The sequence below is a fragment of the Chryseobacterium sp. II3a genome, from assembly GCF_057815135.1.
In genome coordinates, this window is the sequence record NZ_JBYPZJ010000006.1 from 237,609 (window position 1) to 251,693 (window position 14,085).

At 35.7% G+C, this 14,085-nt stretch carries 13 protein-coding genes and 1 tRNA gene; 7 read left to right on the forward strand and 7 right to left on the reverse strand.

Translation table 11 applies throughout. The annotated features are described in order from the left end of the window. Position 1: 1 nt before the first annotated feature. The gene (locus AC3HD6_RS16005) at positions 2 to 766 is read right to left on the reverse strand and encodes a Hachiman antiphage defense system protein HamA (protein WP_488897236.1); all 765 of its coding nucleotides are present in this window, start codon (positions 764 to 766) and stop codon (positions 2 to 4) included. Positions 767 to 870: 104 nt separating this feature from the next. Beyond that, entirely contained in the window at positions 871 to 1,623 is a 753-nt protein-coding gene (locus AC3HD6_RS16010) for a nucleotidyltransferase domain-containing protein (RefSeq protein WP_488897237.1), read from the reverse strand. 266 nt (positions 1,624 to 1,889) lie between these two features. Between AC3HD6_RS16010 and cobT the strand changes: the two genes are divergently transcribed. The 3 genes from cobT to cobC are packed head-to-tail and all read left to right on the forward strand — an operon-like array spanning position 1,890 to position 4,234. Then, positions 1,890 to 2,912 carry a nicotinate-nucleotide--dimethylbenzimidazole phosphoribosyltransferase gene (cobT, locus tag AC3HD6_RS16015; protein WP_488897305.1) on the forward strand — a complete coding sequence of 341 codons (1,023 nt, stop codon included), beginning with the start codon at positions 1,890 to 1,892 and terminating at the stop codon, positions 2,910 to 2,912. Next, positions 2,913 to 3,695: an adenosylcobinamide-GDP ribazoletransferase gene (locus AC3HD6_RS16020; protein ID WP_488897238.1), complete on the forward strand. Its 783-nt coding sequence runs from the start codon at positions 2,913 to 2,915 to the stop codon at positions 3,693 to 3,695. Beyond that, positions 3,680 to 4,234 carry an alpha-ribazole phosphatase family protein gene (gene cobC, locus AC3HD6_RS16025; RefSeq protein WP_488897239.1) on the forward strand — a complete coding sequence of 185 codons (555 nt, stop codon included), beginning with the start codon at positions 3,680 to 3,682 and terminating at the stop codon, positions 4,232 to 4,234. The genes AC3HD6_RS16020 and cobC overlap by 16 nt, the downstream gene beginning before the upstream one ends. A 206-nt stretch (positions 4,235 to 4,440) precedes the next feature. Here cobC and AC3HD6_RS16030 read toward each other — a convergent pair whose 3' ends face one another. From AC3HD6_RS16030 to AC3HD6_RS16040, 3 genes are all read right to left on the reverse strand, one after another. Further along, entirely contained in the window at positions 4,441 to 6,195 is a 1,755-nt protein-coding gene (locus AC3HD6_RS16030) for a hypothetical protein (RefSeq protein WP_488897240.1), read from the reverse strand. Between the two features lie 274 nt (positions 6,196 to 6,469). Further along, positions 6,470 to 6,582: transfer RNA gene (locus AC3HD6_RS16035), tRNA-OTHER, on the reverse strand. A gap of 123 nt (positions 6,583 to 6,705) precedes the next feature. Further along, positions 6,706 to 7,506: an RtcB family protein gene (locus AC3HD6_RS16040; RefSeq protein WP_394336987.1), complete on the reverse strand. Its 801-nt coding sequence runs from the start codon at positions 7,504 to 7,506 to the stop codon at positions 6,706 to 6,708. Between the two features lie 745 nt (positions 7,507 to 8,251). Between AC3HD6_RS16040 and AC3HD6_RS16045 the strand changes: the two genes are divergently transcribed. The 3 genes from AC3HD6_RS16045 (at position 8,252) to AC3HD6_RS16055 (ending at position 9,896) form a co-directional block, all read left to right on the forward strand. Then, entirely contained in the window at positions 8,252 to 8,587 is a 336-nt protein-coding gene (locus tag AC3HD6_RS16045) for a HopJ type III effector protein (protein WP_488897241.1), read from the forward strand. A gap of 22 nt (positions 8,588 to 8,609) precedes the next feature. Continuing rightward, positions 8,610 to 9,629, forward strand: a complete 1,020-nt coding sequence (locus tag AC3HD6_RS16050; protein ID WP_488897242.1) for a helix-turn-helix transcriptional regulator — start codon at positions 8,610 to 8,612, stop codon at positions 9,627 to 9,629. Positions 9,630 to 9,758: 129 nt separating this feature from the next. After that, a complete protein-coding gene (locus tag AC3HD6_RS16055; protein ID WP_164465458.1) occupies positions 9,759 to 9,896 on the forward strand; it encodes a hypothetical protein in 138 nt (45 codons plus the stop codon). A 310-nt stretch (positions 9,897 to 10,206) separates the two neighbouring features. On the opposite strand, the gene AC3HD6_RS16060 is transcribed toward AC3HD6_RS16055, so the two are convergent. Both AC3HD6_RS16060 and AC3HD6_RS16065 read right to left on the reverse strand, forming a co-directional pair. Then, positions 10,207 to 11,391, reverse strand: a complete 1,185-nt coding sequence (locus AC3HD6_RS16060) for a DUF1501 domain-containing protein (protein WP_488897243.1) — start codon at positions 11,389 to 11,391, stop codon at positions 10,207 to 10,209. Between the two features lie 39 nt (positions 11,392 to 11,430). Beyond that, entirely contained in the window at positions 11,431 to 12,810 is a 1,380-nt protein-coding gene (locus AC3HD6_RS16065; protein WP_488897244.1) for a DUF1800 domain-containing protein, read from the reverse strand. A 679-nt stretch (positions 12,811 to 13,489) separates the two neighbouring features. Here AC3HD6_RS16065 and AC3HD6_RS16070 point away from each other — a divergent pair. Further along, positions 13,490 to 14,053: a hypothetical protein gene (locus AC3HD6_RS16070; protein ID WP_068942122.1), complete on the forward strand. Its 564-nt coding sequence runs from the start codon at positions 13,490 to 13,492 to the stop codon at positions 14,051 to 14,053. The last annotated feature ends 32 nt before the right edge of the window (positions 14,054 to 14,085 follow it).

Below are 14,085 nucleotides of genomic sequence, written 5' to 3' on the forward strand. Positions count from 1 at the left end.
TCTAGTTATTAATATATTTTATAAAATCATCAATACTTTTTTTATTAACACACAGAATGTTTACTTTTTTTGCATCTATTTTTTTTATATTTTCTTTAAATTTAATTTTTAGATTTTTAACATCTATTGCTTGCCATTTATCTTTTAAATAGATTGTAGAACATGGAATTATATTAAACTCTTTTATTTTGTGTTTCTTATTGTTAATAAAATCTGAACTTAATTTTTTTACGTTTTCAGATAATGATTTATTAGGATTTACTATTTGTATATGATGTTTGGCATTTTCCCATGGATCATTAGTGCCATTTTCTTCACTAGATTCTAATTTACTCCTAATATCATTATATGCTTCATTGATTTTACTATTATGTGTTTTCTTTTCATTAGCAGTAGACTTACTTTCAACTATCCATACTTCATTATTGTAGAGATATAGACCATCAAATCCTTTTTTAGGTCCATTTTCTTCAAGGTTTTTAAATAAAGAGTATTGTTCGAATTTTATATATCTTAAGTATAAATGACAAATAAATTCAGCAATGAACCCATTTTTTGCTCTTTCATCTGACCCTTTTCTGTCAATCCAGATTTTTATTCTTTTTTTTACATCTTTTAAGTCTTCGTCATTTAATGGGCCATTTCTAATAAAACCAATTTCACTATCTATAAGTTTTAATAAATCAGGAATATAATTTTCAATATTTAGAAAGTGAACGAATATATTTTTTGAAATTGTAATTTGAGTTTCTTGGAAGATGGTCATTTGTTTTTTTTATTGTAAATTAAATAATATTAATGATATATTCAATTTTTGCTAGGCTAATTTAATTTATATCCACAAAAAAAGACTACGGTTTCCCGTAATCCTTAACATTTCTCTAATATCTCCCTAAAAACCTTCTCCATCTCCTTCTTATGAACATTTCCACCTTTCAAATCCTTTGATTTCTCCTCATTATAAGCTATAGTTTTCTCCAAAAACTCAAACAATCCCCAATCATTCGGGTGATAATAAGCTTCTCCTTTGGTTGCTTTTAGGGCTACGAGATTTTCTATTTTTGTTCTGGTTTTATCATCCACTAAAACAAGCAGCTCACTGAACAACACCGGTGGAACCGTTCCTTTTTCTATGATCCATTTTCCGGTTAAGGCAGTTCGCAGACAATAAAAATAGCTTTTTAATTTCACTTCATCAGCTCTGCAGGCTTCCAGGTATTTTTTGCTCATGCTTAAATAATGATAAGAAACGGCTATTGGCGAAAAGCAGGCATCCGCTAATGGTTTGAAAAGCTCTACAAACTTTGCATTTTCCGTGTAAACGATAGGCGAGTAGAACCAGCTCAGTAAAGCGGCATTCGATTTCAGCAAAAGATGAAAAGTCTTTCGGAGATCCCATCCGGAGCCATCCAGATCATCTTCGGTCATAAATTCTATCGTTTCATCCTTATCCCATGGTGAAAGATACCAGTCTTTTTCATGGCGGTATATAAAGCGTATATCATAATCACTATCCGGTGAGGCAAAGCCCCAGGCTCGGCTTCCGGATTCAACGGCAAGAAGGACTTCCACACCTCGTGCTGCCTCCACTTCTTTTATTTTTTCTAGTATTTTTGGTGTCATTTTTTCAATTTTATACTGCAAAGTAAAGAGAGTAATGCGCAATGTTATTACGTAGTTTTTTTGAGTTTGAGAGTGGTGGGTTTTAGAGTTTGAGAGTTCTGGAGTGCTAAGTTTAAGGTCATCGAATAGGCTCAATATCTAAAATTCGGGATTTTTGTCTCTCATCTCTTCGTCTATTATCTATTATCTATTTTCTCTCCATCCATAGCACAAACATTACCCAAAATACTCCTTATTTCACTAATATTGCACTTTCTCTATTTAACATAACTATTTTTACAACCATGTTGACAACCGAACTACAGCATAAAATTGATTTTAAAACCAAACCTTTAGGCGCATTAGGACACCTGGAGCATCTTGCCCACAAAATAGGAATGGTCCAAAATACCACTTCTCCACAGCTTTCAAATCCTCATCTGGTGGTTTTTGCTGCTGATCACGGGATTGCAACGGCTGGAGTAAGTGCTTACCCACAGGAAGTAACTTATCAGATGGTGATGAATTTCTTAGGTGGTGGAGCGGCCATCAATGTATTCTGCAGGCAGCACGGAATCAATATTAAAATTGTAGACGCAGGGGTGAATTTTGATTTCCCGGAAGGGTTAGATTTAATCAATCATAAAGTCAGAAAATCCAGCCGTAATATTCTGGAGGAACCAGCGATGACTTCTGAAGAATATCAAAAGGCTTTGCAGAATGGAAACTCGGTAGTGACAGAAATTGTTGAAACAGGCTGTAACATCATTGGATTTGGCGAAATGGGAATTGGAAATACTTCCGCTTCTTCTCTGATGATGAGCCAATTGTTTGATCTTCCTGTTGTAAGCTGTATAGGACGTGGAACAGGACTGAATGATGATCAGCTTCAAAACAAAATCAATATTTTATCAGCAGTCATAGAGAAATATCCGGACATCAGAACTCCTGATGAAATTGCCATGACTTTTGGCGGGCTGGAAATTGCCCAGATGATCGGCGCCATGGAGGAAGCCTTCCAACAGAATATGTTGATTATGGTAGATGGATTTATTGCCACCGTTGCAATTGCTACCGCATGGAAAAAGAATCCGGATATATTGAATAACTGTATATTCTGCCATGTAAGTGATGAGAATGCCCACCTTCAGCTTCTTGAATTATTGGGGCAGAAAGCTTTGCTGAACCTTAATCTACGTTTGGGAGAAGGAACAGGCTGTGCATTGGCTTATCCGCTTATTCAAAGTGCTGTAAATTTCCTGAATGAAATGTCCAGTTTTGAAGATGCTCATGTTTCAAATAAAGAATAAATGAAGACCATAAAGAATGAACTGATCTACTTTGCAACGGCATTGATGTTCTTCACCAGAATTCCTGTTCCGTTTACCATCCCATATTCCAGTGAGATTATGAATAAATCACAGAAGTATTTTGCCTGGATTGGATTGTTGGTAGGATTGATTAATGCTGGGGTTTTATACTTTTCTACTCAACTTTTTAACCTGGAAATAGGAATTGTCCTGATGATGATCAGCAGTGTTCTTCTTACCGGAGCATTTCATGAGGATGGCTTTACAGATATGTGCGACAGTTTCGGTGGCGGATATGGAAAAGAGAAGATCCTTACCATTATGAAAGACAGTAGGGTGGGAGCTTATGGAACCATTGGAATTATTTTACTGTTTGCTTTAAAATTTCTCAGTATTCAGGCGCTAGGATCCATTGATCTGATGAAAACTCTCGGTATTATTATCCTGGCACACACTTCAAGCCGTTTTATTTCCGGAACTATGATCTATACGCATCAGTATGTGACGGATATTGACGTAAGCAAATCAAAACCTTTGGCGAATAAACCATTGGATGGAATGGCTTTGCTGGTTGGGTTGATCAGTATTTTACTTTCTTTTGTTTTAATTCCTGACTGGCGTTTGATACTGGCTTTTGGATTAGCTTATTTAGGAAAGATCTGTATGGGCTGGTATTTTAAAAAACATATTGGCGGCTATACCGGAGACTGTCTGGGAGCTGTACAACAGGTCACCGAAGTATTGTTTTACCTGGGAACCATGATCGTATGGAAATTCATCTGATTCGTCATACCGCAGTAGATAATCCGGAAAATCTGTGTTATGGATTTGCTGAGATGCCCTTACGAAAAGAGTATTTACAAGATTTTAATAGCTTAAACCTGGATCATGATTTTGATTTAGTCATTTCAAGCCCGGCACAACGTTGTTATCTTTTAGCAGAACATTTTAAGTTGAATTATTCAACGGATGAAAGACTTCGGGAAATGAATTTCGGAAACTGGGAGCTAAAGAAATGGACAGAAATTCCGGAAGAAGAAATTAATCCCTGGTACAAAGATTTTATCCATGTAAAAGCATCAGGCGGAGAAAATCTCCTTGAAATGCAATCTCGTGTCCTCAGCTTTTGGAATGAATTGGTTATTAAAAAAGACGTTGAAAAAGTTCTGATTATTGCTCATGCCGGAGTAATCCGTTTAATTCTACAGGCAGTGTTGCAGTTTCCTTTAGAAAATATGTTCAGTATTCAGATTGATTATGGAAAGAAAGTAATTATTGAAGCTAAAGAGGATTATTTTTCCATCAAAAAAGTAAATGGATAATAAACGTAAATATCTAAAAATAAATCTGCGTTATCTGCAAAATCAGCGAGAGTAAAAATCTGTGTATTCTGTGGGAAATAAAAAGCTCCCACAGATCACACAAATCGCACAAATGTTTATGTTTAAGAAAATCTGTTCAGTCTTTGAGAGATAAAATCATCTGCTAAAATCAAAAGCGCCATTCAAAATTTTTGAACAGCGCATTTTTATTTAAAAACTTTTATAAAGCTATCTTTTTCCAGGCTTTCCAGAGAGAAATCAAAATCAGCTTCCGCTTTTTCTGTTGTAATCTCTGCACCAAGTTCTTTAATAAGCTCATTGAAGGACATCGCTTCATACCATTGCTGGTACAATGCATTGGTGGCCATCATAGATACTTCCGTATTTCCTGAGACATGAGCATGACCCGCTCCGAAATTCAATAGTACGAAACATTGCTTTTCGTTTTTTGGCAGCAGCATTCCCAGAATCATTTGCTTCTGCACAGAGTTACATCTGGTTTCTGCAAAGAGTTGGTTAGGGTTCATCATATAGTTGTACGAAATATCATCTCCTTTACCGATAACGATTTTATATCCACAGTTGGCATCTCCACTGAAAACATTGTTCATCACAAGTGTTGGTGTACTCAAGCCTTTATTGGCATAAAGATATTCAACAGCACCGTTAGGCGCAGAAGTCATATCTCCGGAATACATCAATTGTCCGTCAGCATGATTATAAGCGGCATTCCAACCTATTTTTCCTGCAATATTCAATCCTGAAAGGTCAAGGTCTCGGGCTCCCCATTGATCTTCCCAATAAATACCAACAGCTAGTCTATCTCCATAAAATCGGGTTCCGGTAGGAATATTTCCAACAAACATTTTTTCAGAAGTTGGAAGGGCAAACTCTATATTTTCAGGGAAATAGAACTTCTTTCCGGAAATATGTTCATACTTCAGTTTCAGAAAGTCTAAAATAAACTCATAGTTGAATTGATTCACATAAGTTTCCTTCCCTTTTTTAACCCATGATTTTCCGTTTCTAACTCTGTAGACAAAAGTATCCTGACCATACATTCTTGAGTAACACGCTGATAATGCTTTAAATAATGCAAACGGTGTCGCATTTTCCAGCCAATGCCAATCACTGTTTTCCAGCAATGTATGGGTAGCATTGTTCAATGGGTTCGAAACTAATGGCTTATGATTGACCTTAGATAACTTTGAGATCTTATTAATCGCTTTCGGAGCCCTGTTTTTATAAGCAAGGAATAACGGTTTAAATCTGTTGAAAATTTCTGCCAGTTTTTCCATACCAAAGCTTTCAAACAGATACGTTGGGTTGAATTTACTTTGTTTAATTAAATCAATTAATTCATCATTTTTGATTAATAATGTCGTTTGGGTGGTCTTATAGATCACATAACGGAAAAATTCAACAGGATTTTCAGGGTAAGCATCGTATCGATCGGCTATTTTTATAATGGCTTCCTTATTTCTGATATTTTCTTTTCCTGTAAAATCATATTCCAGTTCCGTATGCAGGATATACAGCAGATCATCAATCGTTTCTTCTTTCAAAGCGATTCCGGATTGTAAAAGAGAAAGGCATTTTTCCTGCATTTCTTCTACGGTATAAGCTTTTATGACTTTAAAGATCAACTTCGTATCAGGAACATTCAATATTTCTTGAGGAATATAGATCTCGCTCTGGAAATCACTTCCATAAGTTGAAATATAATGTTGGATCTGCTCAAGAAACAAATCAAATCTGGATGTGTTTTTTATTTTCTCCCAGGATTTATGGAACGTTTTATTCAAATCATTTCCGTTCAGTTTTTCTTTTGAATAATAGGAGATGATGTCTTTTTTTGCCCAAACTGCATCAGGTTCAATAATAAAACCGTCATTAGAAATAAATGGCTTTGCATTTGATTCTTTGGCCAATACAGCGTTGAATAATTGTAATGTTTTCATTGTTTTAATTTTAAAAAAATAAGTGAGGAGTAGGTTCATTAAAAGTGAAGTGTTATAGGAACTCCTTTTACCTATAGTTTTATAAAGCGGGGAGTAATTTATCCAAAAAATATAGGAACTCCCTTTGCCTTATGATTTGTAAAAAAGGCGGAAAGTATTTCTAACTTATAGGAACTTTCTTTGCCTTAAATTATGTTGAGGAGCAGACAGGACTCGAACCTGTGACCTACAAACTGGTGATTCATAGGAACTTTCTTTGCCTTAAATTATGTTGAGGAGCAGACAGGACTCGAACCTGTGACCTACAAACTGGTGATTCATAGGAACTTTCTTTGCCTAAAGCGGAAAGTAGTTTTTTGTTGCTCTATCCATCTGAGCTACTGCCCCTGCCGTTATGAAAAAGTTTTCATGAACCTTATAGGATTTTACCCCCATAAGGTTTGGTGATTAGTTTTGGTTGTTTTGTAAACCTTACTGATTGTCAAAACCCATAAGGTTTACTATTAAAGATTATGCTTTTCTATATTTCTTCTTTTTCTTCCAAGGAGCATTTTTCTGAACGTCACCGGCCATAATACATCCGTAAGGCATCACTTCATCCAGAACTTCACAAAGTCCGTATTCCTCAATCTGTGCTCTTACATTAGCGGCACTTTTATAAGCACTTGGAAGCTCAGAAATATCAATTTCATTGGAATAGAATCTGATATCCAATCCTGCAGTTTCCTCATTGAAGATCTCTTCAGTGGTTTTATGAGCCATAGATCTTTTATGCTGGCTTCTGCTGAAGTTTCTTCCCGCTCCATGTGGGGCAAAACCAAGATTTCTCTCATTCGTTTTTCCCTGAACAATCAGTACCGGTTCCGCCATATTTAATGGAATCAGTCTCGGCCCCGTAATATCAGGCATAAACTTATCATCCAGAGGAGTAGCTCCTTTAGCATGATAAAACAGATCACCATCTTTGAAAACAAAATTATGTTCATTCCAATATCTGTTTTCTTTTTCAATTTCCAGTTTATTTAAAACTGCATCATGAATAGAAGTATGGTTTTCTTTTGTCCATGTTCTGATAAGCTGAAGAGCTTCCCAATACGCTTTTCCTTCATCCGTATCATACGGAATCCATGCATTTTCTCTTAATGTTTCAGGAGAAATATCCTGTCTGAAACGGTTGGCCACTTTCATTCCTTTATCATAAAGTGCTGCACCCGGAGCTCTTGATCCATGATGTGTAACTAACATTGTATTTCCTGTATTCTTGGAAACTCCAACGAAAAGGAAATGATTTCCGTCTCCTTGTGTTCCCATATGAGAACGGGCAATACTAATCAGTTTCTCATCATTTAAGAATTCATTTTCTCTGAAAGCATCCATCAACTCTTGAGACATAGGCATCTGTTCTCCTCTTGGTCTTCCTCCGTATCCGAAATGCGTCACAGAATGAGCCGCATCCAGAATATCTTTAGGATTAACCTTTCCGAAATCTGTAAGCATTACAGAACAACAGATATCTGCGCTATGGAATCCTGGGTGAATGGCATTTTTGGCCACTACCACACCTCCGACAGGAATCTGTCCTTCAGGACCTGTAGGACAGGCATCCGGCATTAAAGCTCCGGCAGTAAGGGTAGGTGTTTTCATCAGGACTTTCATTGTCTTGATTACTTTTTCTACATTATCCGTTTCATTTTCATGTTCAGCTCTGATGTTAATGATAAACTCAGGAGCGGTTTCATGAAGTGGAATAAGTTCAGGTTGTTTGAACTGTTCCAGATATTCTTTGATCTGAATTTCATCCAGATGATTTTCATTGATATGAGTAATGGCATCTTTAAACCATTTAGCTGGTCTATATCCCAATTCGATTAAGTGATTTCCATTAAATTCCATTGTTTTGTCATTTTGATAGTGCAAAGTAATATACTTATTGCGCAATAGTTTTGCGTAGATAAAAAATTTTTGATTATTTTTACAAAAAATATAAAAAAGGTCAGTTCACTCGTTTGAAAATTAGTGTTTTGACCTTATATCAACAGAAATTAAACTTACAACTATGATTTTATTAGAACAATTAAAGCATTTTCCTGAAACCGTTCAATTCAATGATGTGATTGCTTATATAGATGCAAACTACGATTTCACGCCTACAGCATTCAAAAACGGAAATACAAGAAATGAAGAAGGGCAGAACAATGGTTCATGTAAAATATTTGGTTTTGCATCCTATCATGGATTAACCAAAGAAGAAACCCTTCCGCTTTTCGGAGAATTTTATAGAGAAGATGTACTTAAAAATCCTGATGGGACCGATCATCAGAATATCAGAAACTTTATGGAGTTCGGATGGGACGGATTGATCTTTGAAGGAAATCCATTGAGAGAGAAATAGATTTTAGGCAAAAATAATCACCATGTCATCCAATAAAAATGCACTGATCCGCTATAAAACATTAGATAAATGCCTCAAAAACAAATATCGACAGTATACTTTAGAAGATCTTATTGATGAGTGTTCCGAAGCTTTATTTGAATTTGAGGGTAAGGAGTCTTATGTAAGCAAAAGAACCATCCAGCTGGATCTTCAGAATATGCGGAGTGAAAAGTTCGGGTATGAAGCTCCTATTGAGGTTTATGAAAGAAAATATTATCGTTACAGTGATCCGGATTACAGCATCCATAACATTTCTGTGAACGAAAGCGATCTGAAAGCGATGAATAATGCGGTTCAGATTTTAAAACAGTTCAAGGACTTTTCAATGTTCAAGGAAATGAATGGTGTCATTCAGAAGCTGGAAGATTCTATTCATTCAACCAGCCAGAAATCAATTATTCATCTGGATAAAAATGAACAATTGAAAGGATTGGAGCATATTGACATTCTATATGAAAGTGTCCTCAACAAAAAAGTATTGAAGATTTTATATAAAAGCTTTACCGCAAGAGAATCCAGTGTGTATACAGTGCATCCGCAGCTGTTGAAAGAATACAACAACCGTTGGTTTCTTATCTGTCTCTATAAGCAGAAAATGTATAATCTGGCACTGGACAGAATGGAAAGTATTGAAACAGATGAAAACCTTCCTTATATTGATAAAGATTTAGATGGAGATGAGTATTTTAAAGATATTGTAGGCGTTACGGTTGCCGAATCTTTGGCTCCCAGGAATGTTGTTTTCTTTGTGGATGCTGCCAATGCTCCTTATATCAAAACAAAACCACTCCATAAAAGTCAGGAAATCATCAATGAGGTTGAAGGGGGAACTCTTTTTAAGATCTGTGTGCAGATCAACTATGAATTAGAAAGGCTATTGCTGGGCTTTGGAGATTCTCTGGTGGTACATAAACCTCAAAAATTAAGACTGCGGATGGAAGAAAAATTCAAAGCAGGAAGTAAAAATTACCAAGAGCTGATCGTTCCTGAAAAAAATTAGTATTATATAGGTTTAATGGGCTTTATATAAAATAGGTTTGCTGATTTTTATATCAATGATCGATTAAAAATATACCACAGATTATTATATTGGCTTAGAAATTGTAGTGGTTAGGTACAAAATAGCACTATGAAATCAAGAATATTTAAAGCAATTATTGCCATTATAGCACCTATAGCGATAGAGTATATCGTTAAAAAAATATCTGAGAAACTAGATAAAAAAGAAGATCAGAAAGAGAAAGAACCCAAGCAGATTACTGCTTAAACGTAAAAGTAGTTTAAAATTTAAAATTATTGAAAGAGACTGTCATTATTGGATGGTCTCTTTTTTTTGTGATAGAAAAAAAGTGTTGGAGAAAGCAAGTTACCTTAATGACCACCCGTCAAAAATTCCAAGAATTTTTGACCCCTCTCCTCTGGAGGGGAATATGCAGGCTTTCAAATGAAATTTTCATTGTTGTATTCAAGAAAATCGTAGATTTTCAAAAAATTAAGTGTACTTCTGAAACGGTTAGTAGTAACTTAAAAATAACTTAAGTGTTAAAGCTTTTGCGGTTAAATAAATCTTGAACAATTTATATAAAGTCATAAACCCCGTTTTTCCACCCCAAAACTTTAGACGAATCCGCTTTCAGCCAGTTTTTGAGAATAGTGGCATAGACCTTTCTGAAATCTTCAGTATAAATCAGATCTCCTTCTTTCAGATTCTGCAGATCGGGAAGACTGTTCAGTAAGCCTTTCTTTTTAAGATTTCCACTGATGAAAAACATCTGGTTGGCAGTTCCGTGATCCGTTCCATTACTGGCATTTTGAGCCACCCGGCGGCCAAATTCAGAGAAGGTCATTAAAAGAATATTGTTAAAGAGACCATTACTTTTCATATCAGCCACAAAAGACTTTACAGCCTCATTGATATCACTAAAAAGTTTCTTTTGTCTATCATTTTGGTTCACATGCGTATCAAAACTCCCAATGGAAACATAATACACCTGGGTATTGATATCTGATTTGATTAAAGAAGCTACTGTTTTAAAATCCTTTCCTAATTGAGAATTGGGATAAGTCTGCTCTGTTTTTTTAGCCTTACTTTTATCAAATATATACCCTGCATTATTAATGGTGGAACCCAGAGTCTGATAAAGATAAGAAACGGTTTCATCGTCGTGATGATGGTCATAAAGAGACTTGAAATATTTCTCCTGGCTTGTCTGATACAGTCTTTTAGGATCTTTAAAGGCAAAGGCTTTATTGTTTTCTCCTTTCAAAGCAAGACTCAGCATATCGTCTACTTCCAAAGCTTGAGTAGGATGCTCACAACGGTAGCACTCCTCATCCAGAAAACGGCCCAGCCATCCTGTATCCAGAAACTCATCACTTCTGCTTGCCGATTGCCAGATATCCATGCTTCGGAAATGGGACTTATCCGGATTGGGATAACCCACATTGTTCATTACAGAAAGCTCTCCGTTATCAAAAAGTTCTTTAAAATAGGAGAGGGAAGGATTGATTCCCGCTTCATCTGTAAGAGACAGAGAATCCTGAACTGCCAGTGTTTTTCTCTCTCTGAAATAGATGTCATTTTTGGTAGGAATAATTGTGTTCAAACCATCATTGCCACCTGTAAACTGAAGGACTACAAGAATATTCTGATTGGGGTTCAGCGCTTCATCCAGTGTCATAGCTTTTAGGAAATTAGGCAGCAAGAGTGATGCGGTGGCCAGTGAACTTATTTTGAGGAATTCTCTTCTTTTGATTAACATAGGGTTGGATTTAAGTGTTAGTTGGATGAAGTGTCGGTTTTACATTAACTGGTATTCTGGGGTTGACATCAGATTAATAATGGTCATTTTCACGCTTTTATCAGAAAAATTGTTCACTGTATTCATATCCAGGCTTTTGGGGTTTTGAATTAAGTAATCTTCACAGTTTTTATGGGCAAAAATCTGATCCACGCGGTTCCAGTCTATGGTAATGTTAGGGTTTTTAAAGCTTTTATTCAAAGCATTTTCCTTAGATTTCATTCCCATATCAATGTCGTCATCTTGCCGCGGACTATATTCAAGCGGACGAAGACCAGACCAGATTTGAGGTACTTGAAGCCTTAACATCAGCGTAGAGCTGTCAATCCAGGATCTTCCGTTGGGCCATCCTGCAACATTGGGCGGATAGAGCAGCATTTGCCCTAACAGTTTTTGATATACGATGAGGTTTTCAGGATTCTGAATCTGCATGGGAAGCATCCGCATCATTCCAGCCATCAGCTCTATGGGTGATTTTATCCTGTTTGCGATATTTTTCTGATCATAAAACCATGAGCTTGAAAAGATATCCATCATCAGCTTTTTTATATCATAACCGGAATTGTAGAAGCTTGTGCTTAGAGTGTTCACGATGTTCTGGTCTACATTTTCATTGACAAAAAACTTATAGATTTTCGCTGTGATAAATGCTGCGGTCGCTTTTTGTTCCAGAATGATGTTTAAAGCATCATTTCCATTAAAATTACCAGTTTTTCCAAGAAAGGTCTTAATTTCTTCATCATGCTGGTTCTTTCTTTCCTTAAAGTTTCCTTCTTTATCATAGCTCCATCCTGTAAAGGCTCTGGCTCCTTCTCTCACATCTTTTTCTGTGTAATTTCCTCTTCCCATGGTAAAAAGTTCCATCACTTCACGGGCGAAGTTTTCATTAGGATGATCTTTTTTATTTTGCTGATTATTCAGAAAGTTAAGCATGGCGGGCGATTGACTTACCTCGAAAAGAAGATCCTTAAAGTTTCCCAACGCATTCTTCCGGATAGTATTTAATAGTTGTCTGTTGAATTTTGGATTTTGAACCCTTGAGGCAAAATGTCCATGCCAGAAAAAAGCCATCTTTTCTTTCATCTGCTCTTTACTATTCACCATTTTATCCAGAAAATTAAGATTCAGTTCTTCGTTTTGTACTCTATAGATCCGCTGCATTTCCTTTTTCTTATCGGAAGGAGCTGTAGAGTTCATATAATCTACTGTAGAATCAATATCCGGTGTATCGTAGGTGATTTCTGTAAAGCTTTCTTCTTTAAATAATTCATTAATCAAAGCTTTAGAGTTTTTATTTTTCAAATCATTAATTTGATTAATTCCAACCCCGAAACCTGCACGCCAGAGAAGATGTTTGTTTTTTGATAGTGAATCAGCCATGGTGGGAGTATTTATTTTTTTGATGTTTCTGGAGAATAAAGGTTAAAATAATAACGGGTTAAGGTTTGTTAATATTATCATGAGGAATAGGTAATAGATAATGGGTGTGGATCGTGGGATTGTTGGAAAACGCAAAGGCGCAAAAATTTTTGACCGACTTTCTGTTGTAAGGCGCAAGGATTTTATCTGCGATAAAATTGTAGACTGTTTTATAATCGTTACGGGTGCCGAATAAAATATTTGATTTTCATTTTCTAAAAACTATGTATCTATAAGGTTAAAACAAACGAATCAAGTAGGCTTAGTTGGATAAAATCATTCCTGTATTTGTGGCAAAAATAAAGCAGTATCCTTGCTGAAAATCTTTGATTTTCTTGCGTCTTAAAAGCAGTATCGTATTTAAATTTCTTTGCGCCTTTGCGTTTGCCAATAGTAGAATCTGTTTTATACCAAAGAGTTACGTTTTTTAGTCTTCAAATTTTTAACTTTTTAGAATTATTTCACATTTCAGGCTCTGTTTTTTATAAAAATTGTTAAACAAACATTTGAATTTTAATATAAAAATAAGTGGTTGATAATCATTTTGTTGTGTTTTTGTTTGATGTTAAAAAACTAGGATTCACCTACCTTGGCACGATTTTTACATCCTCTTGTTTAGTAAAATTTTAAAATTAGAGTTATGAAAATGTTTAAACAGGCAATAGTACTAGCTGGTATTTTAACAGCAGGTATCGCAAGCGCACAAAGTTCACAAATGAATAACATGATTAAAGTGGGCGCAAATGTTGGTTTAGCAGTTCCTTCAGATAATCTTTCTGCTGCAGTAGGAGTGGATGTGGCTTATCAAAACCTTATTACACCTGGATTTGGATTGGGTATCGCATCCGGATATACTCACTATTTTGGAAAAGAAAATAACGGTTATAAAAATAATGATGTAGGAGTAGTTCCTGTAGCTGCTTTGATAAGAATTTATCCAAAACAAACAGGTTTCTATTTCGGAACTGACTTAGGGTACGGATTCTTAGTTGGAGATAAAACAGTAGCTTCTAACACTAATGTGGAAAGAGCAAACGGAGGTTTCTATATCAAACCGGAGATCGGATACCACAACAGAGACTGGAATTTCTTCGTACAATACCAGAAGGTTTTTGTAGGAACTAAAGGAGATTTAGCTGGCCAGGATTATAATGTGGGGAATATCGGAGTAGGATTCGGTTATAATATTCCATTAGGAAAGTAGTTAGATTTAATATATAAACAATTATTAACCAA

Excerpts from the sequence above, each read along its gene's own strand:
- AC3HD6_RS16030 (WP_488897240.1), bottom strand. The coding sequence starts at position 6,195 with ATGAAAACATTACAATTATTCAACGCTGTATTGGCCAAAGAATCAAAT.
- AC3HD6_RS16005 (WP_488897236.1), bottom strand. The coding sequence starts at position 766 with ATGACCATCTTCCAAGAAACTCAAATTACAATTTCAAAAAATATATTC.
- AC3HD6_RS16045 (WP_488897241.1), top strand. The coding sequence starts at position 8,252 with ATGATTTTATTAGAACAATTAAAGCATTTTCCTGAAACCGTTCAATTC.
- AC3HD6_RS16050 (WP_488897242.1), top strand. The coding sequence starts at position 8,610 with ATGTCATCCAATAAAAATGCACTGATCCGCTATAAAACATTAGATAAA.
- cobC (WP_488897239.1), top strand. The coding sequence starts at position 3,680 with ATGGAAATTCATCTGATTCGTCATACCGCAGTAGATAATCCGGAAAAT.
- AC3HD6_RS16055 (WP_164465458.1), top strand. The coding sequence starts at position 9,759 with ATGAAATCAAGAATATTTAAAGCAATTATTGCCATTATAGCACCTATA.
- AC3HD6_RS16040 (WP_394336987.1), bottom strand. The coding sequence starts at position 7,506 with ATGGGAACACAAGGAGACGGAAATCATTTCCTTTTCGTTGGAGTTTCC.
- AC3HD6_RS16065 (WP_488897244.1), bottom strand. The coding sequence starts at position 12,810 with ATGGCTGATTCACTATCAAAAAACAAACATCTTCTCTGGCGTGCAGGT.
- AC3HD6_RS16020 (WP_488897238.1), top strand. The coding sequence starts at position 2,913 with ATGAAGACCATAAAGAATGAACTGATCTACTTTGCAACGGCATTGATG.
- AC3HD6_RS16010 (WP_488897237.1), bottom strand. The coding sequence starts at position 1,623 with ATGACACCAAAAATACTAGAAAAAATAAAAGAAGTGGAGGCAGCACGA.
- AC3HD6_RS16060 (WP_488897243.1), bottom strand. The coding sequence starts at position 11,391 with ATGTTAATCAAAAGAAGAGAATTCCTCAAAATAAGTTCACTGGCCACC.
- AC3HD6_RS16070 (WP_068942122.1), top strand. The coding sequence starts at position 13,490 with ATGAAAATGTTTAAACAGGCAATAGTACTAGCTGGTATTTTAACAGCA.